General features: G+C 58.8%; 22 protein-coding genes and 1 pseudogene. 3 read left to right on the top strand and 20 right to left on the bottom strand.

Translation table 11 applies throughout. The features are described from left to right. The first annotated feature begins 39 nt into the window (after positions 1 to 39). Both ptsP and WBG04_RS14505 read left to right on the top strand, forming a co-directional pair. On the top strand, positions 40 to 1,803 hold the full coding sequence (gene ptsP, locus WBG04_RS14510) for a phosphoenolpyruvate--protein phosphotransferase (RefSeq protein ID WP_424315168.1): 1,764 nt from the start codon (positions 40 to 42) through the stop codon (positions 1,801 to 1,803). Positions 1,804 to 1,966: 163 nt separating this feature from the next. Continuing rightward, entirely contained in the window at positions 1,967 to 2,287 is a 321-nt protein-coding gene (locus WBG04_RS14505; protein ID WP_424315167.1) for a hypothetical protein, read from the top strand. 124 nt (positions 2,288 to 2,411) lie between these two features. On the opposite strand, the gene WBG04_RS14500 is transcribed toward WBG04_RS14505, so the two are convergent. From WBG04_RS14500 to WBG04_RS14445, 12 genes are all read right to left on the bottom strand, one after another. Next, positions 2,412 to 3,935, bottom strand: a complete 1,524-nt coding sequence (locus tag WBG04_RS14500) for a PhoH family protein (protein ID WP_424315166.1) — start codon at positions 3,933 to 3,935, stop codon at positions 2,412 to 2,414. 171 nt (positions 3,936 to 4,106) lie between these two features. Further along, positions 4,107 to 5,225 (bottom strand): AMP-binding protein, encoded by a 1,119-nt coding sequence (locus WBG04_RS14495; protein WP_424315165.1) that lies wholly within the window; start codon positions 5,223 to 5,225, stop codon positions 4,107 to 4,109. Then, positions 5,207 to 6,166: a hypothetical protein gene (locus WBG04_RS14490; protein ID WP_424315164.1), complete on the bottom strand. Its 960-nt coding sequence runs from the start codon at positions 6,164 to 6,166 to the stop codon at positions 5,207 to 5,209. The genes WBG04_RS14495 and WBG04_RS14490 overlap by 19 nt, the downstream gene beginning before the upstream one ends. A gap of 38 nt (positions 6,167 to 6,204) precedes the next feature. After that, positions 6,205 to 7,080, bottom strand: coding sequence for a 1,4-dihydroxy-2-naphthoate octaprenyltransferase (menA, locus tag WBG04_RS14485; RefSeq protein ID WP_424315163.1), 876 nt, complete (start codon positions 7,078 to 7,080; stop codon positions 6,205 to 6,207). Further along, positions 7,077 to 7,892, bottom strand: coding sequence for a 1,4-dihydroxy-2-naphthoyl-CoA synthase (gene menB / locus WBG04_RS14480; RefSeq protein ID WP_424315162.1), 816 nt, complete (start codon positions 7,890 to 7,892; stop codon positions 7,077 to 7,079). The genes menA and menB overlap by 4 nt, the downstream gene beginning before the upstream one ends. Before the next feature lie 17 nt (positions 7,893 to 7,909). Next, positions 7,910 to 8,677: an alpha/beta fold hydrolase gene (locus WBG04_RS14475; RefSeq protein ID WP_424315161.1), complete on the bottom strand. Its 768-nt coding sequence runs from the start codon at positions 8,675 to 8,677 to the stop codon at positions 7,910 to 7,912. A gap of 73 nt (positions 8,678 to 8,750) precedes the next feature. Continuing rightward, entirely contained in the window at positions 8,751 to 9,485 is a 735-nt protein-coding gene (locus tag WBG04_RS14470; RefSeq protein ID WP_424315160.1) for a ubiquinone/menaquinone biosynthesis methyltransferase, read from the bottom strand. Beyond that, on the bottom strand, positions 9,482 to 11,608 hold the full coding sequence (locus WBG04_RS14465; protein ID WP_424315159.1) for an efflux RND transporter permease subunit: 2,127 nt from the start codon (positions 11,606 to 11,608) through the stop codon (positions 9,482 to 9,484). Before WBG04_RS14465 ends, WBG04_RS14470 begins: the two co-directional genes overlap by 4 nt. Next, on the bottom strand, positions 11,592 to 12,692 hold the full coding sequence (locus WBG04_RS14460) for a type III polyketide synthase (protein WP_424315158.1): 1,101 nt from the start codon (positions 12,690 to 12,692) through the stop codon (positions 11,592 to 11,594). The genes WBG04_RS14465 and WBG04_RS14460 overlap by 17 nt, the downstream gene beginning before the upstream one ends. Positions 12,693 to 12,714: 22 nt before the next feature. Further along, positions 12,715 to 13,905, bottom strand: coding sequence for an NAD(P)/FAD-dependent oxidoreductase (locus WBG04_RS14455; protein ID WP_424315157.1), 1,191 nt, complete (start codon positions 13,903 to 13,905; stop codon positions 12,715 to 12,717). Positions 13,906 to 13,914: 9 nt separating this feature from the next. Then, positions 13,915 to 14,454, bottom strand: a complete 540-nt coding sequence (locus tag WBG04_RS14450; protein WP_424315156.1) for a YceI family protein — start codon at positions 14,452 to 14,454, stop codon at positions 13,915 to 13,917. 226 nt (positions 14,455 to 14,680) lie between these two features. After that, entirely contained in the window at positions 14,681 to 15,130 is a 450-nt protein-coding gene (locus WBG04_RS14445) for a hypothetical protein (RefSeq protein WP_424315155.1), read from the bottom strand. Here WBG04_RS14445 and WBG04_RS14440 point away from each other — a divergent pair. Next, a complete protein-coding gene (locus tag WBG04_RS14440) occupies positions 15,129 to 15,251 on the top strand; it encodes a hypothetical protein (RefSeq protein ID WP_424315154.1) in 123 nt (40 codons plus the stop codon). The genes WBG04_RS14445 and WBG04_RS14440 overlap by 2 nt on opposite strands. An 85-nt stretch (positions 15,252 to 15,336) precedes the next feature. Here WBG04_RS14440 and WBG04_RS14435 read toward each other — a convergent pair whose 3' ends face one another. The 8 genes and pseudogenes from WBG04_RS14435 to hoxU all read right to left on the bottom strand — a co-directional run bounded on the left by WBG04_RS14435 (position 15,337) and on the right by hoxU (position 24,914). Continuing rightward, positions 15,337 to 16,899 carry a thiamine pyrophosphate-binding protein gene (locus WBG04_RS14435; RefSeq protein ID WP_424315153.1) on the bottom strand — a complete coding sequence of 521 codons (1,563 nt, stop codon included), beginning with the start codon at positions 16,897 to 16,899 and terminating at the stop codon, positions 15,337 to 15,339. A 144-nt stretch (positions 16,900 to 17,043) separates the two neighbouring features. After that, the gene (gene hypE / locus WBG04_RS14430) at positions 17,044 to 18,099 is read right to left on the bottom strand and encodes a hydrogenase expression/formation protein HypE (protein ID WP_424315152.1); all 1,056 of its coding nucleotides are present in this window, start codon (positions 18,097 to 18,099) and stop codon (positions 17,044 to 17,046) included. A 1-nt stretch (position 18,100) separates the two neighbouring features. Next, positions 18,101 to 19,192, bottom strand: coding sequence for a hydrogenase formation protein HypD (gene hypD, locus WBG04_RS14425; protein ID WP_424315151.1), 1,092 nt, complete (start codon positions 19,190 to 19,192; stop codon positions 18,101 to 18,103). Further along, on the bottom strand, positions 19,189 to 19,449 hold the full coding sequence (locus WBG04_RS14420) for a HypC/HybG/HupF family hydrogenase formation chaperone (RefSeq protein ID WP_424315150.1): 261 nt from the start codon (positions 19,447 to 19,449) through the stop codon (positions 19,189 to 19,191). The genes hypD and WBG04_RS14420 overlap by 4 nt, the downstream gene beginning before the upstream one ends. A gap of 75 nt (positions 19,450 to 19,524) precedes the next feature. Next, positions 19,525 to 22,200 carry a carbamoyltransferase HypF gene (gene hypF / locus WBG04_RS14415; RefSeq protein WP_424315149.1) on the bottom strand — a complete coding sequence of 892 codons (2,676 nt, stop codon included), beginning with the start codon at positions 22,198 to 22,200 and terminating at the stop codon, positions 19,525 to 19,527. Between the two features lie 11 nt (positions 22,201 to 22,211). Further along, positions 22,212 to 23,642, bottom strand: coding sequence for a Ni/Fe hydrogenase subunit alpha (locus WBG04_RS14410; RefSeq protein WP_424315148.1), 1,431 nt, complete (start codon positions 23,640 to 23,642; stop codon positions 22,212 to 22,214). A 31-nt stretch (positions 23,643 to 23,673) separates the two neighbouring features. Further along, a pseudogene (locus tag WBG04_RS14405) lies at positions 23,674 to 24,210 on the bottom strand (oxidoreductase); the annotation flags it as partial. Continuing rightward, positions 24,198 to 24,914, bottom strand: coding sequence for a bidirectional hydrogenase complex protein HoxU (gene hoxU / locus WBG04_RS14400; RefSeq protein ID WP_424315147.1), 717 nt, complete (start codon positions 24,912 to 24,914; stop codon positions 24,198 to 24,200). The pseudogene WBG04_RS14405 and the gene hoxU, both read right to left, overlap by 13 nt. Positions 24,915 to 24,916 lie beyond the last annotated feature (2 nt).

Here is a 24,916-nt window from a genome sequence, read left to right as displayed (position 1 = left end):
TTCCATCTTCGGGCAGCAGTCCTCAACCTCGGATCGTTCATGGATCCAGCAGCGCCAAGCACCTCGGGGGAATTCACCCTGCAAGGTATTCCCGTCTCCCGGGGGATCGGCATCGCTCCCATCCACGTCGTCGCCCGCGGATTCAACGCGCCGGAAGTCTACAAGGTTTCTAACATCGAGGCCGAAAAGCAGCGTTTCCGCGTCGCCCTCGAACGAACCAAAGTCCAGCTCAGGGAACTCCAGCAGCGAATCGAAGCCATCTCCGGCGAGAAAGACAGCCAGATCTTCGAGGCCCACCTGATGATGCTCGAAGACCGGGCGATCGTCGACAAGGTGGACGAGGCGATTGCCAAACGAGGACAGAATGCCGAATTTGCCCTCTACGCCGTGGCTCAGAACTTCCTCGAGGCCATGCGCCGCGTGCCGGATCCCTATCTGCGCGAGCGCACCGCCGACATCGAAGACGTCTGCCAACGGGTCCTCAGAAACTTTTCTCCGGAAGAGCAACGCGACAGCGCCCCCCAGGAACAGCACCTCCTCGTCGCCTACGACCTCTCGCCATCCGACACAGCGGCGATGAATCGCCAGCTCTTGCTCGGCTTCGCCACCGAACTTGGCAGCGTTAACTCCCACACCGCCATCCTCGCCCGTTCCCTCGGCATCCCCGCCGTCGTCGGCCTCGAAGGAGCCGTCCTTGCCGTCACCGCCCTGACGCCGGCCATCATTGATGGCTATTCCGGCAAACTTATCCTCTATCCCACCGAGGAAACCCTGCGCCACTACACCCAGCTCAAGGAGCAGAAGGAACAGGTCCGCCACGAACTTGAAGCCCAGCGCGATGCTGCAGCCGTCACCCTGGACGGACGCGCCATCACCCTCTCTGCCAACATCGAACTCGTCGAGGAACTGCCACTCGTTCAGAACAGTGGTGCCCACGGCGTCGGCCTCTACCGAACGGAATTTCTGCTCCTGAAAGGCGAGGAACTCCCCGGCGAGACCCAGCAAACCGAGACCTACAGCCGCCTCGCCGAAGCACTCGCCCCCCACCCGCTGATCATCCGCACCCTCGACTCCGGCGGTGACAAGCTCCCCGTCGAACCTCTCACCGAACCGGAACCCAACCCCTTCCTTGGCTGGCGCGGCATCCGGGTCTCGCTCGATCGCCCGGACATGTTCAAGGAACAACTGCGGGCCATCCTCCGGGCCAGCGTCCACGGTCATGTCGCCGTCATGTTCCCCCTCGTCTCCGGCATCAAAGAAGTCCGCCGCGGCAAGGACATGATCAAGGAATGCATGGATGAACTCGCCCGGCAGGACATCCCTTTCGACGAAAACCTTGAAATCGGCATTATGATTGAGGTGCCCTCCGCCGCCGTGATCGCCGATCTGATCGCCCCGGAAGTCGATTTCTTCTCCATCGGCACCAACGACCTCATCCAGTACACGGTCGCCGTCGACCGGGTGAACCACCACGTCGCCGACCTCTACCGGCCCACCCACCCGGCCGTAATTCGTCTGATCAAGCAAACCATCGATGCCGGCACCGCCAACAACATCTGGACCGGCGTCTGTGGAGAAATGGCCGGAGACATTCTCCTCACCCCCCTCCTTCTCGGACTCGGCGTCCAGGAACTGTCCGTGGGCCCCCATCAGGTTCCCAGCGTCCGCAGGGCCATCCGCGCCCTCAATCATGCCGAGTGCCAGGAAATGGCGGCACAGGCAGTAAGAACCCCTCTCAGCCTCGATATCCTCGATCTCACCAGTGCTCTGGCCTCAAAATACTACCCTGATCTCCTCGACTAAAGCCCCACCAGAGGCCCGGTTTTACCTTAACTTCCCGAAAAAGAAGCGAATCCCAGATTTTTTTGGACATTTTCGGGAACAATTCTACCACTAGTGTGTTCTTATCCCGGGCGCCACGCCCGAGAACACTCCAACCAACCATCCAAACCAACCAATGAAAGTCATGCTCCGAACCCTCCTCCTCTCATGCCTCTGCGCACCAATCGCACTCGCCTGCGACACCTGCGATAAGCACAAAGAGGAGAAGAAAGAAGAAATCATCGCCTGCGATACCTGCGATAAGCACAAGAAGGAAAAGGAAGAAGAAGCCATTCCTGGCAAGTGTAAGGATGGTTGCGAATGCGACAAGCACGAGAAGAAGGAAGAGACCCTCGCCGACAAGTGCAAGAAGTGCGACGGCGACGATGCGGAAGAGCCTACCTTGGCTGACAAGTGCAAGAAGAAGTGCGACGGTGACGACAGCGACGAGCCTGCTCTTGCCTGATCACCTGTTCGGATACCGAACAATTCTCAAAACCATCGGGGTAAGCCCCGGTGGTTTTTTTGTGCCCCCATCTTCCTGCATTTCGGAGCCAGCTCTGCCACTGACCCAGCTCCCGAGCACAACGTCACATTAGCGTTGCTCCAGCCTCCGCAAGCTCGGAACGCTCACCTCGGTTCAGGGCGATGTGCGCGACAAAAGCTTGGCCTTTCAAACGATTCCTCGTGTAGACCAGCCCGTTACTGCGACTGTCGACATAAGGATTGTCGATCTGCGCGGGGTCACCCACCAGCACCAGCTTCGATCCACGCGACATCCGCGTCACCACCGTCTTCGCTTCCTGCGGAGTCAACTGCTGGGCCTCATCGAGGATGAAGAAGCGGTTCGGAATCGACCGTCCGCGAATGTAGGCGAGTGCTTCAATCTCGACGACACCCTGCTCAAGCAGCGCCTCATAGGGTTTCTTCACCGATGGATCGTTTTCCTTCTTCTGTTGCTTGCGGCGCGGCCCCAGCGGCGCGGGCGGCCTCATCAACAAGTCAAGCGCGTCATGGATCGGCTGCAACCATGGCCGCATTTTTTCTTCGAGAGTCCCCGGAAGGAAACCGAGCTGCTCGCCCATCGCCACCACCGGCCGACTCACCGTCAAACCAGTGTAGTTGCGATTGAACATCTCGTGCAAACCCGCCGCCACGGCAACCAAGGTCTTCCCCGTGCCGGCGTGCCCATAGCAGGTGACCAGCGAAATATCCGGGTTTAACAAGGCATCAATCAGGCAGCGCTGACCAAGATTGAGCGGCTTGAGCGCGATCCCATCGGGAATCTTGAGCGCTTCGGGAATCTGTAGTCGAACCAAGCGGCCCTCGGAGGCAAGGCGGGCAGGCATCGTCTGCTTCTCGGATGCTTCAAGCAGAACGTACTGGTTGAGCACCACTTCCACCCTCCGCTCGTGAGGAATCTCAAGCACACCGGAACTTGCGAAACGCTGGAGCTCACTGGAATCGACCTGAATACGACGAATATCGTAGCTCGCAACCTCGCGCGGATCGACCTTGTCGTTGAGATAGTCCTGGCACTCGATCCCGACCGCCCGGGCTTTCAACTGCATGTTGATGTCCTTGGTCACCAGCACCACCGGTGCCTCGTTATGCTGCATCAGCAACAGTGTGGCCGCCATGATCCGGTGATCCACGCGCTCCCGGTCCGGAAAGACCCGATGGAAGCGGTTCAACAACTCCGAATTCTTCGGACAAGTCGCAGGGTCATAAATCACCATTCTCACGGTTCCACCGCCATCCGTTGGAACCCCCTCGGTAATCTTTGAGGAACAAGAAAAAAGCTCGGTCAGCATCCGGTGCACGCGACGGGCATTCGCTCCGCGCTCCGACTGCTCGGACTTGAAGCGATCAAGCTCGACCAAAACGTCGGCTGGAATGCAGATATGATTCTCTTTGAACCGACCAAGGCAGCCCGGATCGTGGATCAGCACATTGGTGTCCAGCACGTAGTTCTTCACCGTCTGACTCGGAGCACGCATCCCGAACTCCGTCGCTCGCGCCCGTCCCTTGGACGCCTTCGACCCACTCTTTTTTCCCGTTTGCTTGTCTGCCTCACTAGGTTCGGAAGGGGTCTCATTGGCGCGCTGGATCATGGAATGAAGAGTTGAGTTCAGTTTAAAAATCGGCGGTTAAGTGGGGACAAAGCACCGCACCGCCCGCGGCCTCCGTCAGTCCGCCCAAATGCGGAAATTTATACCCTGACAATATCAAGATGTTCGAAGTATCGCTGTTGACCCCATCTTGGCAATCTTCAAATGCCTGATTCATTCGGACGACCTGCAATCACGCCGTCCATCGACCAGACCCGCCAACTCCAATCGACGGACCTTCCCGAGATCACCACGCGGAATCGCATCGACCTGCACCACCCTGTCAATCCTCAGGAAGCCTGCGGCACTTCCATTGTAGGCGGTCACCAGATTTTCAACGCGCTTGCCGATCGCAGGGTCCTCGTAAACGGCGACCAAGTGGTGTTCCTTCCGTGGATCCGGCAAGGCGACCACCAATACATCCGGCACGCCGAGTTCACGTTCAACGGCGACCGGATCCACCAACTCCCCGAGGATCTTGACCAGCGCATCGGAACGTCCGGTTGGCAGCAGTCCCGCCTCGTCGAGTCTCCCCAGATCCTTGGTCACATACCAATCGCCAGCGCGTTTCGAAAAACTCCACTCACGCCCGACTCGAATGAGTTCGCCACTAAACAAAGACTCTCCGCGGATCGCAATACAGCCGCCTCCTTCGATCTTCACCTCCCAGTGAGGCAACACCTCGATAGGTCCGCAGCTATACGGCAATTCTAGTAATTCGAGACTCTGAGTCGCAATCTGGGAGCCCGCCTCGGTCATGCCGTAGCTCGCCAGCACCGGCCATCCAAGATCGCGGGCAGCGCCCCCGATCGTTTGATCGAGTCCCCCGCCACCGACCACCACCACCTTGAGGGAGGAAGGCGCACGCAGTCCCGTCTTGACCAAATCATGCACCTGAGTCGGCACCAGCGAGACATGGCTGACGCAGCCCTCTGCCAGCCACGACGTGAACCGCGCGGGGTTCCACTTTTCACGGAAGCAATCGAGTCGTGAACCCGCCTCAAATGCCCGTGCCACGACTCCAAAACCCCCGACGTGATTCAATGGCAGGGCAAGCCCCCAGCAGGAATCTTCGAAGACCTCAAGGTGTCGGTTGACGACAGCCGCCGAGAAAAGCAGGGCGTCCCGGGACAGTCCGACCCAGCTCGCTTGACCCATCGTCCCCGAAGTCTGGAAGAACACCAAGCCCTCGAGCTCCCCCCCCGCAAGCTGAGGCAGAACGAACGAGGATCCCGGCGCTGCGGGTTCGCTCGAAGTCCAGAAGGCGGGATCCCTCAGGTAAGTCGTTTCCATGGCAATTTCTCCAGCAGATCATCAAAACCAAGTCCCGTTCCACCCGGAGACTGAAAACTCGGCGACCAGCGTCCCAAGCGTTCGGCGAAATCACTCGGGGTGAACAAATGGTGCGTTTGCAGCCCGCACATCCCCACCACACCGGGAAATTGCACATTCAGTTTCGCAGCTTCCCAAGCGGCGAAAACCTGACCGAGGGGGTGCTCCATGTAGCTCGTCACCACGACTTGCTGACCCCGCCCCGCAGCCGCCTCGGCGAGCAACCAAGGCTCGTCGACGGCCGGCTTGACGACCACCACCTGTGCCGCATCACAGCTCGGCACCGCTTCCCGATCGACCGCCAATGGAATCCGATACTCGCCCCACAAGCGCTTCCAGGTCGTCGGAGAATATGGACAGGGATCCTCAAGGAATTCGATTCGCTGACGGATCTCCGGCGGGGTTTCCGCGAGAAACGAAGCCACCTGATCCGGCTCGAGGATTTCGTTGAAATCGATGCACCATCTCAAACCTGGATGCTTCCCAGCCTGCTCCAGAAAGAAGCTCGTCTCCTCCGGCAAATTCTTACCCATCTTCAATTTGATCCGCTTGAAACCCTTGTTGACCGCGCTCTCGACGATCCGCTCGTCCTGCCACGGCAAGGTCGCGTGGCTCTCCGGCACATCAATTTCCTCCAGCAGGGGATCTCCGATAAAGCGCGCATCCGCATCCTCCTTGGCGCAACGTACGGCCCGGCGCACCAAGGTCCTTCGCTGCTCGCCCGCCAGATCATCGAGGCACTTCTGGAGCGTCGGATCGCCCAATTCCGGCCACGGATGAAGGCAGGCAAAGCCCTCGCCGATCCTTACCAGAGCGCCGACGTGCTCTCGCCGCATGCTTTTCGCATTCAACGGCTGCCGCGCCGTTAACTTGTATTTCCAGAACCAGAGGTCATCTGCCACGCCCGATCCCTGCCACGGATAAGCCCGACTGGCAAACCTCAGAACTTCGCCGCAAACAAATGAAACATCGCGGCAAATGCCACCAGCTGGACGGCTGCGATCGCCAACAAGCGATTCATCCGCGGCCCTTCCGGCTCCGTCAAGACCCCCCAGATGATCCGGAAGCCCGCCAGCCATAGCGGCAGCGTCGCCAGCACCAGCCACGGCTCCTGAAAATAAAACCAACCCAATCCCAGAAGCGCTGCGACCTTCACCTCGAACCAAATCAGGATCCTCGCCGCCCGTCCGCCCCAGCGGACCGCCAGCGTTTTCTTTCCGGTCAGCGCATCCTCCTCACGATCCCGCAGATTGTTGATCGAAATCAGCACCGCGGAGAGCAAACCGACCTGGAGGCCCAGCAACGCCGCTTCCGGGCGCCACTCAAGCATCTGTACGAAGACCGTTCCGCAGACCGCCACGATTCCGAAGAAAAGCACCACGAAAAGCTCACCCATCCCCCGATAAGCGAGCGGAAAAGGACCACCGGTGTAGCCGAAAGCCAGATACATCGAAGGAATCCCAATCGCCAGAATCGGCCAGCCTGCCGCCTCAAAAAGAATGAACCCGCAGACCGCCGCCAGCAGCAAAAAGACAAGCCCGCTCGTCATCACCGCCCGGCGCGAAAGCAAGCCGCTCGCCGTCACCCGCGTCGGGCCCAGCCGCCGCTCCGTATCCGCCCCCTTCGCCGCATCGATCGCGTCGTTGAAAAAATTCGTCGCAATCTGGATGAACACCGCCCCCAGTAAAGTCGCGATGGCAAGCTTCGGACTCCAGCTACCCGAAAGCTTCCAAGCCAACACACAACCCGCCCATACCGGCACCACCGCGGCCGGCAGGGTCTTCGGTCGAGTGGCTAACAGAAACGCGCGGATCACGGCACTCGAGGAAATTTCGAAAAGTCCGGCTTCCGTTTCTCAATGAAGGCCTGTTTGCCTTCCTTCGCCTCTTCGCTCATGTAGTAGAGCAGCGTCGCATTTCCCGCCATATCAAGCAGGCCCATCTGGCCATCGCAGTCGGCATTCAAGCAGGATTTCAGACAACGCAGAGCCAGGGGCGAATGCTCTAACATCTCGCGACACCATTGCAGGGTCTCCGCCTCGAGCTGGTCAAGCGGCACCACGGTATTCACCAGCCCCATGTCCAGCGCCTGCTGCGCATCATACTGGCGGCAAAGATACCAGATCTCGCGAGCCTTCTTCTGACCAACAATCCGAGCGAGATAGCTCGATCCCAATCCTCCATCAAAGCTACCCACCTTCGGACCCGTCTGACCGAAGCGCGCATTCTCCGCCGCGATCGTCAGGTCGCAGACCACATGAAGCACGTGTCCCCCGCCAATCGCATATCCTGCCACCATCGCCACCACCGGCTTCGGCATCTGGCGGATCTTCTTCTGCACGTCGAGAATGTTCAGCCGTGGCACCCCATCATCCCCGACATAGCCAGCATGCCCGCGCACCTTCTGGTCTCCTCCCGAACAAAAAGCGAGATCACCCTCACCCGTCAGCACGACCACCCCCACGGTCGGATCCTCATGCGCCATCTCAAGCGCGATCAGCATCTCCTTCACCGTTTGCGGCCGGAAAGCATTCCGCACTTCCGGACGATTGATGGTGATCTTGGCAATCTGCCCCTCATCCGTCGTCTCGTAACGGATGTCCTCAAATTCACGAACGCTGGTCCACATGTCGGAATCAGTCTGTCCTAGGAAACGGCTTGCTCAAGGAATTCCCCAACCTTCTTCGCAAAAGCCTCCGGCACCTCCCACGGCACCCGATGCCCTGCCCCATCGGCAACCCAAAGCGAAGCCGAAGGATTTCCGCCACTCGGCCCAGCCACCCTTTCCCCAATCGACCGGAACTTCGCATCCCGCTCCCCCACACACCAGAGCAGCGGACACTCGATCTCGCCCAGCCTCCCCCACAGCGTCTCCTGCCCCCCAAGTGTCCAATCCATGAAACTCCGCGCCACCGCCTGCCGCCTTTGCACCAAAGACTCTCGCGCCTCCATGCCCAACACCCTTGGAAATTGATCATTCCTTGTTGGATATTGGACATTCGCCCCTCCTCCCAGCACCGCCTGACCATTCCACTCCTCCAAAAACTCCCGCCAATTCCCACTCAGCGCCTTCGCCCCCCACTCCGCATCCTTCTCCCTCCGCAGCACCTTCTCTCCCTCATCTTCCAAACCAGGATGCGCCGAAACGATCACCGCCGCCGCCCACGGCCCACCTGCCAAAAGCGCATGCAGCGCCAGCCGCCCGCCCATGGAGTAGCCTAACAAAACATTCACTCCCTTGGTCGCCTCCACCTCCCGATTCAGCGCCTCGCCAAACTCCTCCATCGACATCGGACAGCAGTCCAGAAAACGCCACAGGTCCACCCGCTTCACCGCCCAACCCGGCACCGAGAACCCACGCCAGTCCTCCGCCATCCCCACCGCGCCGTGCAAGCACCAGATCGTTCCTTTCATCAACCCCAACATCGCTTCCCAACCCGATACGGGCAAGACCTGCCTCAATGCAGCTTGAGCAACACCCGCGAATTCACCCACCAAGCAAATACTGCATCATCATTCCGCCGAAGTGCTTTCGGGCCTCAATCACTTCAAATCCGCAGTCGGCAAAAGTCGACTCGAGACGCTCCGCATCCGGAAAACTCCGCAAGCTTTTCGAAATATAGCCGTGTACTTCGGGGTTGCCATGCAGAACCAGACCCCAAAGACCACCCCAGAATCTGAGCAACTGAAACTGAACACCTTGGAAAAACGCCAACTTGGGTTTGGAAAAGTCGAGCAAGGCCAAAACACCTCCCGGCTTCAGAACACGTCGAAATTCAGCAAGTGCTTCAGCCAGATTCGGCGCATTCCGGATGGCATAACTTCCCGTAAGAATGTCCACCGATCCATCATCCATCGGAAGACGGCTCATCTCGCCACAATAAAAACGAACTCCCGAACTCCGGTTACGCTCATTTGCAAGATCGATCATCTCCCGGGTCAGATCGACACCAATGAACTCACCTTTCCCAAAGCGCTCCGCCAAAAAAAACGTCACATCGCCCGTACCGCAGGCAACATCGACACAAACCGGCTCCAAAACATCGGGCAGACTGGCAACGAGTTTCCTTTTCCATCCCCTATCCTGACCCAGCGAAAGCAGCCGCGTCGCGAGATCATACCTCGGTGCCGACTCGGCGAAATGCTTCTCGTTGAAGAGCTTCTTGCCCTCGCTTGATCCGAGATACTCATGCGCACGCAGGCTGAACTTTTCCGTTTTCATGATTCCTTATGTTGGTGGTTTGCCTCGCGGGGCGAAGCCAGTCTGAGAATGGAAGGGAGCACCAACAGATCGCAGACAATCGCGAACCACATCGTCATCCCCGCAAGCCAGGCGAAGTAGATGGTCGGTTGAAAGCTCCCGCAAAGTGCCACCCAAAAGCCGGCGGACAACGCCAGCGTCGTGGAAAGCAAAACGAATCCCGTCGAGCGCGTGGTGTAGCGGATCGCTTCAATCCTATCACGCACGACCGTCCTCCGATAGGCAGCGATGTAGTGAATCGTGTCGTCCACCGCGATCCCGATCACCACACTGGCAATCATTGCCGTTCCGGTGCTCAGAGCGATGCCGGAGAAACCCATCACCCCGGCCGTGAGAAGCAGGGGCACCACATTCGGGATAATCGCCAGCAGGGTGTAAACAAAGGACCGGAACACAAGCCCGATCGCCAAAAGGATCAGCAGGATCGCGACGCCAAAACTTCTGATCTGTGAACCGACCAATTGATTCGACTCGGTGATCACCCGATAGAATCCCCCGACCGGCGTCACCAGAAAATCGGCACCCAGCTCCTCATCCGCGACTCGACGAATCCTCTCCACAAGCGCCCCACCATCCTTCGTCCCGATCACATCGGTGCACACGCTAAGCCGAAACCTGGTCCGATCTTCACTCAGAAACTCATTCCCCTTGAAGTCGGCGAGCACGTCCGCAAGAGATGCTCCGCCGTCCAGCAACTTCACTGCAACATCCGGAAGCAAGTCCGCAATGCTCAGCACATGCCTCACGTCAACGAGTCCTCCGATCGCCTCTTCAAATTCAACAAGCCGATCAATCGACTCCAGGCCGACTCCATCCGCCGTCTCGACGAGCAGCTCGATCGCCGAAACACCAGCGAGTTGCTCATCTATGAATTCCGTATCGGCGACCAACTCGGAATCCTCTCCCAGAAAGTGAAGGAGATCCGTATCGCTCTCGATTCGCCGAAGCCCGACGACGCCCAGACACGCCACCAGAAGCGTCACCAGAATGACTCTCCAAGGATGATTGACCGAAACGTCCGCTGTTGTTTGAAGCAGCCGATCGAGAAACACCCACCCTCTGGCACCATGGAAACCATCCTCCCGCGGTGGATTCATAAAGCTCAGCCCCACCGCGAGCCCAGCCACTCCCAGCCCATACGCAATCCCCACTCCGATCGCCGCAAATACCCCGAAATCCCGCACCGCCGGCGTCGAACTGAACAGCAGACTCAGAAATCCGATCGCGGTTGTTAGAGAGGCAAAGAGGCAAGGCTTGTAGAGATTGCGAACAGCACCGGCGATCCGCTTGAAACGATCCGTTTCCTCGCTGCCCAACCACTCGAGATAAATGTGAATCGTCGTTGCCACCGACAAGGTCATGATCACCGGAGGCAGCAACGAAGTGATCATATTGAGCACGTGCCCCGTCCATGCATAGAGACCCAAGGTCCAGCAGATCGTCAGCACGGACACCAGCAGCGGAAAAAGCATGCCCGACAGACGCCGGGTGATGAGAAACAATACCGTCCCAAGCACGAGCAGCGACAGCGGAGCAAACATTCGCTGGTCCTTGCGCACCAGTCGCCCAACCTCGAATTTCTGAATCGGCAAACCACTGACTGCGATCCTTGTCTCCTCATCAGCATGAGAGTCGGCAATACTCCCGATCCTCTCCACGAGTTGAGCCAATGTCTCGCCATTGTCGGAAAACTCCCCGAGCACCAATCGAATCGTGCTCATGCTTTCATCTTCGGAAATCAAAAGCCCGAGATGATGGGGAGAAACCACAAAATCGGTATCCACCAGGCTCGTCACTCGCTGAACTCCGTCCAAGGCCTCAAACTCCCCGACCAACTTCCGAATCAATCCCCGACCCTCCGAACCCAGGATATTGCTTCGATGAATCGCAACGAGGATCGAGTCCCCTTCCTCAAACACCTGACGGAACTCCGCCTCCAACATTGCCTGACTGGCATTGTCGGCATCCATCGAATGATTGTCCTGATCGACCTCCAACCGAAGGCACTGAAACGCCATCAGCAGCGTCACTGCTCCCAGCAAGACCAAAAAGGGGATCCTCCCCTTGCTAAGAAACCACTGCATGAAGAATCGAGGTTTCAATGGTGAGCCCGGGACCGAAAGCCATTGCACAGATGGGGTCCCCATCCTTGGTCTCCAGGTCCCTGATGATCCGCTTCAGGACGAAGAGAATCGTCGCACTGCTCATGTTACCGAACTCCGCAAGCGTCGCCCTGGAATCCCCGACCTGCTCGGGCAGCAGACCGAGACTCCCCTCCACCTTGTCCAGGATCGCCCGCCCTCCCGGATGAATCGCCCACTTCAGCATTTCATTCGGTGACATGCCGCTTCCCGCGAAAACACCATCGATGATTGACCGGATGCCCGCACCGATGATTCGCGAGACATACTTCGAAAGAACGATGTTGAAACCCTGGTCTCCGATATCCCACGCCATATCATTGGCTCCCTCCCTGACCAGACTTGAGGCAAAGCGCGAGATCCCGAAACAACGTTCACCCTTACCTGGCGCTTTCGCGCTGACGATCGCCGCCGCCGCACCATCTGCAAAAACCGAATTGGCAACAATCGAGTCGAGATCCTCCTTCGTCTGCATATGGATGGTGCACAACTCGACACAAACCACCAGGACGACCGCCAAGGGATCGGCCTCACAGAACTGGGCCGCCATTCTCAGTGCGGGAAATGCCGCGTAGCACCCCATGAACCCCAGATGATAGCGTTGGACCGTTGGAGAAAGATTCAAGGCTTCAATCACCAGAAGATCCGGACCGGGATTGAAGAAGCCCGTGCACGACACCGTCACCACGTGGGTGATCTCATTCGCAGAAATTCCCGGGCAATTCGCCAGCGCGCGGCGAGCAATCTCCGGCACCAGCGACCTCACTTCACCGACGTAAACCGCATTCCGTTCCCCGGTCGAAGGCTCTCGAAACGAACCATCTGCATGGGTAAACAAGCGCTCCTCCCCATTCTTGAAATCAGTGATCACGCTATGCCTGTTCACAATTCCTGATTCACCCAGTGCCTTTTTGATGTAGCGCCGTGATCGCTCACTCTGCGCACGACCCACCAGCACTTCGCAGATTTCCTCTTGCGAATACCGAGTAGCAGGAACCAGAGTTTCAAGATGTCGGATGTAGGCCACGGATGGTAAATAAGTTAGAGTATCAGGCGCCTGCCTGGACTCCTGCAATCTGGAGAACGCTCTTTGAGATCGTCGGATGCGCTGATGTCTGTCCGGGATCATCATCCAGAGCGGAGCGAACCATTCCGGGCAGGAAGGTCGATGAGAGAACTGGCAAAAGGTAACGCCGTGCCGGGCTTCTCAGAAGCGAAGCCGTCAACCGTGTAAACCCGCGGTAGGAACGACTCATTTTCCCGGCCAACTTGGCATAGCGCACAAGCGCCTTTTGGGGATCCACCCCATCCCGATGAATCGAGATCAAGCACTCCGCCGCGATCTCCGCCATCAGAACGCCATGGGTCATACCCATGCCCGCGATCGGATCAAGGTTCTCCGCCGCATCGCCAAGCATCATGATCGAATTCCAAACGTAGCCCCTCCTCGCCGTACTTACCGGACCAACCTGCAAGGGCGGCTCCAGCGGGTGTCCTGAAAAGAATGTCTTCCGCATTGCCTCCGCCAGAAGCCTTTCGCGCACAGCAGGATCCTGCAGCCGTTTGACATGTTCTCGCTTCGTCAGAAAGGTCACATTCAATCGCGTCGGACTCACTGGGGTGCAGTTGATCTCGAAGCCATCCTTGAGAATCACGACAACCTCGCCGGCAAAGCGACTGTAGGAACCCTCAAGAATAAAGCTGATTCCCCACAATGGCTCAGCCGTCCTCCGCACAGGAATGCCCAGCATCTTCCCACAGGCCGAGTTGGCACCATCGGCCAATACCAATTGCTTCGCCACGACCCGGTCACCCGTCGACATGGAAACGGAACACCCCTGCGAATCCCGCTCAATTCCGCAGACCGCCATCCCACCATACATGACGACTGATGGCAGACTTGAAGCACGATCCAGAAGCACCTGATCAAGTATCATCCGCTGGACACCCACCCCTTTCAATCGTCGCTCCCGCCCTGTCGCAAATTCATACGATCGCCGTCCCAAATCGAGGCGATAAGCATAATACGGCAGACCCGAATCGACCGCCGCTCCCATCTTGAAGCCCATCCGTCCGAGCGCGTCCAGCGCCACATTGGACAAGCCCTCGCCACAGGCCTTTCGCCTCGGGAAACAAGCCTTGTCAATCAGCGCGACCGATCGTCCCGACTGCCCGAGACAGGCTGCCAGAGATGCGCCGGAGATCGATGCTCCAACAATCGCCACATCATAAGTCTTCATCGGATCATCCTAAAGCTTTCCAACCAGGTGAAAGCGAACCGTCAGCTTCGGATTCACCGTCATCACCGCGACCGCACGAATGATCGGAAGCCCGAAATCCTTGTAATCGAGAGTCGCGACTCCATCGATGCTCACCCAGTCTCCATCTTTCTTCACAGTGTAGGGAAAAGCGATCAACTTACTCACTCCATGAATCGAAATCGTCCCTTGGGCGAAGTCCTTCCCATCCTGCTCCCAGGTTTTGATGAACTTGAACGTGCCCGTCGGAGAGCCTCCCCCAAGCCACTTGATCATTTCCTTGTCGCGCTTCTCGTCCTCGGTTTTCAGATCAGTGAACTTCCAGGACAACTCGAAGGCATCGGGTCTCAAAGTCACCGGATTTCCCGAAACCCTGGCCGTGTATTCTTCGAGCGTGCCGGTAAAACCATGACCCGTCGACCTGCCATCCACTTGAATTCGACTCCGGGTTTTGTCCACCTTTAAGGTGTCCGCACCGGCGATTCCCATCATCAACATGCCGCATAGGGCGGCTCCAATTAATCTTTTCATAGCAATTATATCCATCGCATCACTCCAAAATATTTCACGAGAAGAGAGCTTCATCCCATAAGGCCGGGCTCTGAAAATTCGGATCGAGTTCATCGATTCCAAAGGGCTTTTCGATTTCATCTTCTCACCTCATGCGAGAAGCATTCGAAAATGCACATCACGACGCCGCGCCTCCACGCCCACGCAGGGTCCGAACCAAAAGCGGCAGCCGGACTCTTCCCCCGAATCAAAGCCTCATCACCACACCACGCCGCATCACCTGCGGCGGCGACAAGCCACCTGGGATTTCCTCACGGCAGCCGAGAACCGGCGAGCCGATCCAGTCCGAATCAACGACAATAACATCAGAGCCAACAGGCTCGAAACAAGCCAAGCTGCCTGATTCCTGGATCCGGGACTCGTCTTCATCGACCAGCACCGATTGCCGGTCAAAACCAAGAAAATGATCAGGCTCATCATTCGAAACACAGCGGCCAATCAATAGCTCCTCGATCAAGCTATGCCGATGGGAATCGACTGAGCCCGCAACAGAGACCAAATCTCTCCGGTGATGGAGTGTGATTTCGACACGACCATCATCGAGACGACAGTGAAGTTCATGATCGCTTTCGCCATTTCCCAGCACCAAGAGCCCGGCAGCCACTTGAGGGAAGCAGGTCCCGATCAACATCAGCATGGCAAGCCATCGAATCAGCGGCGATGCCATCACTCCCAATACTCCCCATCGGGCCACCTTGGCGGAACGGGAAGAACTGCGGGAACCTGACGGACTCGATCTCATTGGCGAAGGCACATAAATCGCTGGAACTTAATCCGACCAGCGAAATTCGCCAACCAATTCGTTACGGACCTGACTTTGGCCGCTACTTCAAGACTTCCAGCTCAGCCCAACGAGTCCCACTTCTTCCAGAAAGCAACGGTCTCGGAACCCGAAGGCCTGATTTCAACCAGCAGCGGCCCTCCTCCCGGCTCGAGGTGATCAAAATCATCGACGCTCTCGATCTTCACATAGCCCATCCCCCACATCGCCGCCCAGCCTTCGAGCGAAACTTCATGCGGGTTCCTCATCAGCTCCCTGCCCCGCGGACCCATCGCCTGCAAACGGGGCACCCGACCGAAGATCGCGCCGCCGCCATTGTTAATCACCACCAGCACCCGACCCTTGGTCATCACCTGACCCAGCATCGCCGGAGCCGATAGATCATACAGTGCTGTTAGATCGCCCACCACGCACCAGGCATCCTCCTTCGCCGCACTCGCGCCAAGCCATGTCGAAATCTGACCATCGATGCCGTTGACCCCGCGGTTCGCCCGCACCTCCGGCACCGGACGGTCGCGCTGCGCGAAAAGATTCCACTCCCGGATCGGCAAGCTGTTACCCAGAAATACCCCGGAGCCCAGAGCCGCGTAGTGGGAAATGGCACGCACCAACCCCGGCTCACTGTCGGGATATGCTTCCAAAAGCTCATCAATCTCCGCCAGCCGTCGCGAACTACTAGGAAGGTAGTCGAGAGCGTCGTCCGCCGGCTCGATTTCGCCCAAAGCGCGGATCACCCGCCCGACCTTACCGGTGATCGTCTGGCACTCCCTCGCCAGTCCTGGAAATCCACTGCGGCAGACATTCCAGACATCCGTCTGCGGAAGCTCTTCCAGATCCCTCCAGAAGCGACCACTCGGAACCGAACCAAGTCTCAGTATTTTTCCCGGCGGCACCGCCGTAAAGCTCCGATCCGGATCCGGCAGCACCAGCCCCGCCAGCGCTTCGCGCAGCCCACTCGTCGCCTCCGCCACCACCGGCACTCCCAGATCGAGGGCGAAATGAAAGACCTCCTCGCGATCCTCCTCATCCAGCCCACCCACAACCAGCACCAGACCCCGATAAAGATCGTCCTTCAGCCAGCGCGCCAGACCCGAAACCGCAAGCCGCGGCCACACCGGGTGCATCGTCGCCGCCACATGCCCCGGCCCTGCCCACTCCCCGGAATCGAAAGCCTCTTCCAATTCGACATTGAGGTGCCATGGCGAGCGGCGATTCCATGCCGCAAAATCCCCACTTCCCGCATGCTCCCCAAAGATTCCGACCTGATTGATTGCCTGCGGCGCACCACTGCCCCGGAACTTTGCCGGACGATCTGCCGTGATCGCCACCAGCGGCCGGCCCTGATAGTGCGCCTCGACCATCGCCGGCAGCAACTCCGCCACCGCCGTGCCACTGGTCGTCACCACCGCACAAGGCTCACCATTCGACAGGGTCCGCCCCAGCGCGAAAAAGCCCGCGCTCCGTTCCTCGAAGTGTCGACGCAAGGTCACATGCCCCGCCGTCTCCGCCTGAACCAAAGCCTCCACTAAAGCCGCATTCCGTGCTCCCGCACAAACCACGAACTCACGGATGCCTTGTCCAAGACACGCTCCGATCGTCGACACCGCCGTTTCCCATGAACTCACGCCCCTGATCTAACCCACACTCGCCACTCCGTCGACTCCCCATGAATGAAGTGATCCCGCAAAACGGCTCCAGTCGTCTATCGAAACCTTAGCTGGCCTAAAAGAGGAGGCGGCCTTGGGAACCTTCGCGATAGATTCCGTCATTCAACAAATCCTCGGCAGCTGCTCACCCACCGGCAGGTCGAGAATCCGCCGGGCACCGATTCGGCTGGCGAGGATCACGCGTCCCTCGCTTCGCTCAATGACCCGCCCAACAAGCCTCGCACCCTGGCTCACTCCATAATTGCTCAGAATTTCGAGCGCACGGCCGGCATCTTCATCGGCAACGAAAGCCGCGAAGCGGCCCTCGCAGGCAACCTGCAGCGAATCGAGCCCGAGCAGTTCACAGGCTGCCGCGACGTCGCCACGAACGGGCACGGCCACCTCATCCACCTCGATACCCACACCACCGGCAGCGGCAATTTCGTTCAGGGTTGCGGTCAGCCCGCCGCGCGTCAGATCCCTGAGACAACGGACTCCGATCCCCCCTTCGATCAGAGCCAGCGCGGGCTCGGCGATGCTTGCCGAATCGCTGGTGATTTCGCTCTCAAACTCCAAACCCTCGCGCAGGGCCATCACCGCCATGCCATGACGGCCGAGGTCACCACTCACAAGCACCGCATCCCCCACCCTCACCTGCCCGGGTGAAATCTTCCGATCATGCTCGATCCAACCAACGCCCGCGGTGGTGATGAAAACACCGTCACCCTTCCCCCGGTCGACGACCTTGGTGTCGCCCGTGACAATCGAAACTCCGGCTTCCTTCGCCGCCATCGCCATCGATGAAACGATCCGCCAAAGCACTTCAAGCGGCAGACCCTCCTCCAAAATAAAGGCCGCACTCAAGGCCTTCGGGCGAGCGCCAGACATCGCCAGATCGTTCACCGTACCGTGCACCGCCAGACTACCGAGATCGCCTCCCGGAAAAAACATCGGCCGCACGACGAAGGAGTCGGTGGTGAAGGCCAGTCGCTTGCCACCGACTTCCAGCACCGCCGAATCGTGGCGCTCTCCCGGGTCGGGAGCACCAAAAGCCACTAGAAACATTTCATCGATCAGGCGCGCCATCATCCGGCCACCTCCGCCGTGCGCCATCTGGACCCTTGCGTGATCCTCAATCGGAAACGGGCAGCTCGCGGAAAATGTGGAAGGTGTGCTCATTTCAAACCTCGGCTCCCCGGTAACGATAGTAGGCTGCGCAGGCGCCCTCAGAAGAAACCATGGTCGCCCCAAGCGGATGCTCCGGCGTGCACTTTTTGCCGAATGCCGGACACTCGGCCGGCTTGATCCGACCTTGCAGCACGAGCCCGCTGAGACATTCCGCCGGTTCCTCGACGGTCTTCATTTCGACACCGAACTTTCGCTCGGCATCGTAGCTCAGAAACTCATCCGCCAGTCCCAGCCCACTGGCGGGAATCTCACCGACACCCCGCCACTTGCGCGGGATCACCTTGAAAATCCTTGCGATCAGATCGCGTGCGGAAACAGAACCCTGACGCTGCACCACCCGGGCATACTGATTTTCCAATTCCGCCCGACCCTCTTCAAGCTGCTTCACGCACATCAGCACACCTTGCAGGATATCAACCGGCTCAAAGCCGGTCACTACGATCGGCACCTGGTACTTTTCCGCCATCGGCAGGTATTCCTCATAGCCCATCACCGTGCAGACATGACCCGCTGCCAAAAAGCCCTTCACCTGATTGTCTTCGCTCGAAAGGATGGCCTCCATCGCCGGCGGCACCAGCACGTGCGAAACCAGCAGTGAGAAATTCTCGACCTTCTGCTGCGATGCCTGCCAAACCGCCATCGCGGTCGCAGGTGCGGTGGTTTCAAATCCAACCCCAAAGAACACCACTTCCCGATCCGGGTTTTTCTGCGCGAGCTTCACCGCATCGAGCGGCGAGTAAACAATTCTAACATCTCCCCCCTGCGACTTGACGGTTAGAAGATCCGTCTGGCTTCCGGGAACCCGCAACATATCGCCAAATGAACAGAAAATCACCTCCGGACGCGCGGCGATTTCCAGCGCCTTGTCGATCAGTTCGAGCGATGTCACGCAGACCGGGCAACCCGGACCGTGGATGAGTTCCACGCCTTCCGGTAAAAGCTTGTCGATCCCGAATTTGACGATCGCATGAGTCTGTCCGCCGCAAACCTCCATCAGTTTCCACGGGCGGGTAGAGATCGCTTTCAATTCCGCGGCCAGCTTCCTCGTCAGATTCCCATCGCGGTACTCATCGACGTACTTCATGCCTCTTCGCCTGCTGGTTCGAGTTCATCAAGCTCCTCCATCTCTTTCAAATACTCAAAGACCTTCATCGCCTCATCCTCATCGACCCTGCTGATCGCCAGTCCGACGTGAACGAGAACGTAGTCGCCCACTGTAGCCTCGGGTACGCAGCCGAGATTCACCTCCTTGAGAATCCCGCCGAAATCCACTTTCCCGCAGCGCCAGAGAGGATCGCTGCCCGCGATCTCAACCAACTTGCCAGGAATCGCCAAACACATGGCGCAAGACTAGAGAGTGAATGCGTTCCTGCCTAGCATGGAAGCCAATATGCCAAGCGTTCGCCACTTGACGCGTCACCCGCCTTTCGACCGCCGAGCCGCCACCACCTGACCGCATGAAATGCCGCCATCGTTCGGTGGGACGCGCTGATGCCAGAACGGTTTGAAACCCGCCACCTTCAGCGCACCAACGGCACCTTGGAGAAGCAGTCGATTCTGAAAGCACCCGCCGGTCAGCAGCACCTTCTCATGCCCGGCCCGCCGCGCCACCTCGACCAGCGCCGAAACCAGCGACTGGTGAAAATCCGCTGCGAGACGGCCAGTCGACTCACCCTGCACACGACGCTCCGCGATTTCAATCAGGCAACGCATCCAGTCCACCTGCCATGGCCGTTCGTCGCCGATGATTGCCATGGGAATCGCCTCGCCTTGGTTCCCGGCTGCGGCGAATTCAAGCTCCACCGCCGCCTGGGCCTCGAAGCCCACGGACTGGCGGATGCCCAGCAAGGACGCGAAACCATCGATCAAACGTCCGGCGCTACTGGTGGCCACGGTATTGATACCCCGCTCGAGCATTCGAATGACGACCTTCAGGTCGGTCGCCGAAAATCGATCTTCCAACAGTTCGATCGCGCCGATTTCATGCAACATCCCCGTGAGTGACCTTCGCGGTTCGCGCGCCGCCGCATCGCCACCGGGAAGCGGGAATTTTCTCAAATGAGCGACCCTCTCGAAACCATCATCCGTCACTTCCAGAAACTCCCCACCCCAGATTGTCTCGTCACCACCGTATCCCGTGCCATCCCAAACCACCGCGAGAGCTGGACCTGTTAGACAATTATCAGCCAGGCATGCGAGTGCGTGTGCGTAATGGTGCTGCACCCGAACCAGCGGCAGCCCGGAGTCCTCGGCGAGACGCGTCGAAATGTAGTCCGGATGCAGATCCGCCGCCACCACGGACGGCGCAATATCGAACAGCCTCTGAAGGTCTCTGATCGCCCGCTGATGTGCATCACTGGCGGCCTCGGTTTCCAGATCGCCCAGATGTTGGCTGACGAAGATGCGACCGCGATCCGCCACCGCCACGGTGCTCTTCAAGTGCGCGCCGACCGCCAACACGGGGCGTTCAAGGCCCTCGATCGGCACCGGCATCGGCGCGTATCCGCGAGCCCGGCGGAGAACCATCTCTCGCCCCATCAGCACGCGCACGATCGAGTCATCGACATGCCGAATGATCGGGCGATCATGGACGAGAAACCCGTCCGCGATCCCACTTAAACGGCGAAGTGCTTCGTCGTTGTCGGTGCAGATCGGCTCGTCGCTGAGATTCCCGCTGGTCGCGACCACCGGGAACGACAGCCCGCGCATCAACAAATGGTGGAGGGGATTCGACGGCAACATCACTCCGAGCTGCGGCGCACCCGGTGCCACCGCCTCAGCGATACCTGGAGTCTTTTCCAGACGATCCAACAACACGATCGGAGCCTCCGGCGAGACCAGTAGTCGCGCCTCCATTTCCGAACAGTGGCAAACTTCCCCAACCGCCTTCAACGATGTCATCATCAGGGCAAACGGTTTCGCCCACCGACGTTTCCGTTCGCGCAAACGTTCCACCGCCGCTTCATCATCGGCACGGGCCATCAGGTGGAACCCACCAAGCCCCTTGACCGCCACCACCAGTCCATCGCGTAGTGCTGTTAGAGCGAAATCGAGCGCTTCTCCACGGATTGCCAGGGATTCCCCGGACGACGAAAGCCATTCCAGACGCGGACCGCATTTCGGGCAGGCGTTTGGCTGGGCATGAAAGCGCCGGTCATGGGGATCTTCATACTCCGTCCGGCACGCCTCACACATTTCGAAGCCCTTCATTGAAGTCCCTGCGCGATCATAAGGAAGCCCTTCGATGATCGAGAAGCGGGGACCACAATGGGTGCAGTTGGTAAACGGATAGGCAAAACGTCGATTCGAGGAGTCGGTGATGTCGTCGAGACACGCGTCACAGGTCGCAATGTCAGGCAGGACCATCGCGGTCCGTGGCCCTCCTGCCGGACTTGGCCGGATTTCGAAACCCAAGAATCCCATCGGCTCCAACCAGCTCGACTCCATCCCGGTGATCACCGAATGGGCCGGCTTTTCCGGCTCGATCCTGACAAGGAATTGACGAAGCACCGCCTCCCCGCCCTCGACTTCGAGCACCACGCCTTCGCCGGTGTTGCAGACCCATCCCGCAAGCCCGAGTTCCTCCGCCAGATGATGCACGTGGGGCCTGAAGCCGACGCCCTGCACCATTCCCCGGATCACGCATCGCAAACGGCTTCGCGATTCACACAAACCGCGAATCAGTCTAACAGCCACGGGAATCGCCTCCGCCATCGTCTCCGAAAAGCCCTCTCCCAGTCCGAGATCCACGCCGGGAAGCCGAATCAACCACGCCTCAGCCTGCCCATCAAAGAGCCGTTCGGACCAACCCAACAAGGCCGCCGGATCACTGGCGTGCGGATCACCCGGCACGCCAGCCGACGCCTTCACCTTGGTCATGGAGACCTTGTCGAGGTCCTCCTCGGTACTGGCATCGACAAACACCACCCGCTCAAAATGCGAAATCCGTTCGGCGTGCTCGGGCAGCAACTGATGCACTTCGATGACCTCCAAATCGGACAGCCCAAGCTCCGCCACCCGTCGTGCGACTTCCGGTCCAGCGCCATCGTCACTCCTCAGGGAATTCCCATAACCGATCAGAAGAGTGCGCATGATCCCTGAGCTCATCCATCGCGCGTGAGCTCGTCAAGCACCTGCCCACCGGGACCCAACAGACGCACCTTCATCGGCATCTTGCCGACGGCATGCGTCGAACAACTCAAGCACGGATCAAAGTTGCGGATCCCGTGTTCGACGCGGTTCAGCACGCCTTCGGGAATCTCCGGACCGGTCACATACTTCTTCGCGATCTCGAAAACCGAGCGATTCATCGCCAGATTGTTCTGCCCGGTCGCGATGATCATGTTGACCGCTTGGATCACGCCGTTCTCATCGACGGTGTAGTCATGGAAAAGCGTCCCTCGCGGTGCTTCGCTGACCCCGACACCGCGCAGGTTGTTGATCCCCGCATCCGCACGCAGCCGCTTCGAAAAAAGATCGGGATCATCCATCAGCTTCTCGATCTTTTCGAGACAGCAGAGGATTTCGATCAGGCGCGCATAGTGATAGAGATAGCAGGATGTCACCGCACGACCGCCCCAATTCGCCCGATACTCCTCGAGCTCGGCATCGGCTTGTGGCGTGCCCATGAAATCGCAGACATTCAGCCGCGCCAGCGGACCGACCCGATACATGCCGTCCGGGAAGCCCATCGGCTTGTAGTAGGGCGACTTCAGATAGGATGAATTCTGCACCGCTTCCCCGATGTGGTCCTTGTAGTCCTGAGCGCTGATCTTGTCGGCGATGATTTCACCCTTGCTGTCGCTGAAACGCAGCAGCCCACCGTGGTGTTCCCATTCACCATTGGAGCCGACCAGACCCATGAACAGCGAGTCAAACTTGCCGATGTTCTGTACTTCTTCATCGCTCTTCCTGATCAGCCCCTTGAACAGATCGAGCGCGACCCTGGTGGTTGCGAAAGCCTCGGGAAGCTTCGACACGATTTGATCCCGCGCTTCAACGGTGAGACCACTGCGAACCCCACCGGGAACCGCCCATGAGGGGTGGATCTTCTTCCCACCAAGCAACTCGATCACTTCCTGTCCGAACTGGCGAAGGCGGATGCCCGCGCGGGCCAGATCGGGGTTTTCCTGAATGATGCCGACGATGTTGCGTTTCGCCACCGGCGCATCCCAGCCGATCAAAAAGTCCGGGGCACTCAGATGGAAGAAACTCAGTGCGTGGCTCTGGGTAAGTTGTCCGAGGTTCATCAAGCGGCGGAGCTTATCCGCTGCGACCGGCACGCCGACCGCCAGTATCTCGTCACTGGCCTTCGACGAAGCAAGCAGGTGGCTGATCGGACAGATGCCACAGGTCCGCGCGGTGATCGCCGGCATTTCCCAAAGCATCCGGCCTTCGCAGAATTTCTCGAATCCGCGGAACTCCACGACGTGGAACTGGGCATCGCTGACCTTGCCCTCATCATCGAGAAAAATGCTGATCTTCGCGTGACCCTCGATCCGGGTCACCGGGTCTATGACGATTCGCTTGGACATGGATGATGGGGTTTGAAAATGAATGACCTAAGCCGAACTTGAGTTGCTCTCCGGAAAGCGGCTCGCCAGCTCCAAGAAGATTGAGTATCAGCGCCCTGATCTCGGCGGCCGAGGGCGGACAACCCGGCAGGAATTTATCGACCGGAATCACCTCGTGAAGCGGCACCGCTTTTTCGAGAAGATTCGGCACGATGCCCGGCTCACAGGGAATGCCCTTGCGGGTATCTGCGAGGTCGACATAGGCATACTCCAGCGGCACCTCGGGACCACCGAGCGCGTTGCGCATGCCGCAGACATTTGAGGTCACGGCACAGTCGCCGAAGGAACAAACGATCTTCGTCCGCTTGCGGATCTTGTGCGCCATTTCGACGTGGTCCTCGTTGCAGACGGCGCCTTCGATCAGGCAGATATCGACGTTCTCCGGATACCCCTTCACATCGACGATCGGGCTGTAGACGATCTCCACCTTTTCGAGCACATCGATCAGAAACTCGTCGAGATCGAGAAAAGACATATGGCATCCGGAGCATCCACCGAACCAGATCGTAGCGAGTCTTACACGTTCCATTCCTTTTTCCTCCTTGCAGTGACGATGTCGTTGAGCCGACTCGGATCGCGCTCCATTTCTCCGGCAGTCACGCCGATCTGGAACAAGGCCCCGGTCGGGCAGGCCTGAACACATTTGCCGCATGAAGTACAGGTCGCGGAGTCGCCCCAGTCCTCGTTCATGTCGGTGATGATGTGGGAATCGCCACCGCGGCCAGCAACGTTTTTTGTTCCCGCTCCCTCGATGTGCCAGCAGGTGCGGACGCAGCGGGTACAGAGAATGCAGCGGTTGTGATCCATCCCGAAGAGCGGGTGACTCATGTCCATGCCCCACTTCGGATAGCAGTAGTCGAAGCGCACATGATCGATACCCAGCGAGTAGGCCATCGTCTGCAGCTCACAATGGCCGTTCGCCACGCAGGCGGCGCAGACATGGTTGCGCTCGGCGAAAAGCAGCTCAACCGTCATCTTGCGATAGTTCCTCAGCCGTTCGCTTTCGGTGTGAACCACCCAGTCTTCGCGCACGGTCGTGGTGCAGGCGGAAAGCAGTTTCGGAATCCCTTCGACCTCGACGAGGCAAAGCCGACAGGCCCCCACATCATCAACCCCTTTCAGGTGACAGAGCGTGGGAATCTTGATGCCGACTTCATGCGCCGCCTCGAGCACGGTGGTCTCTACGGCTACACTGACCTGCTTGTCATCAATGGTTAACGTTGCGATGGACATGA

Source organism: Haloferula sp. (assembly GCF_049672945.1).
GTDB lineage: Bacteria > Verrucomicrobiota > Verrucomicrobiia > Verrucomicrobiales > Akkermansiaceae > Haloferula.
The sequence above is the reverse complement of the archived record's forward strand: the minus strand, read 5'-3'. Positions and strand labels throughout refer to the sequence as shown.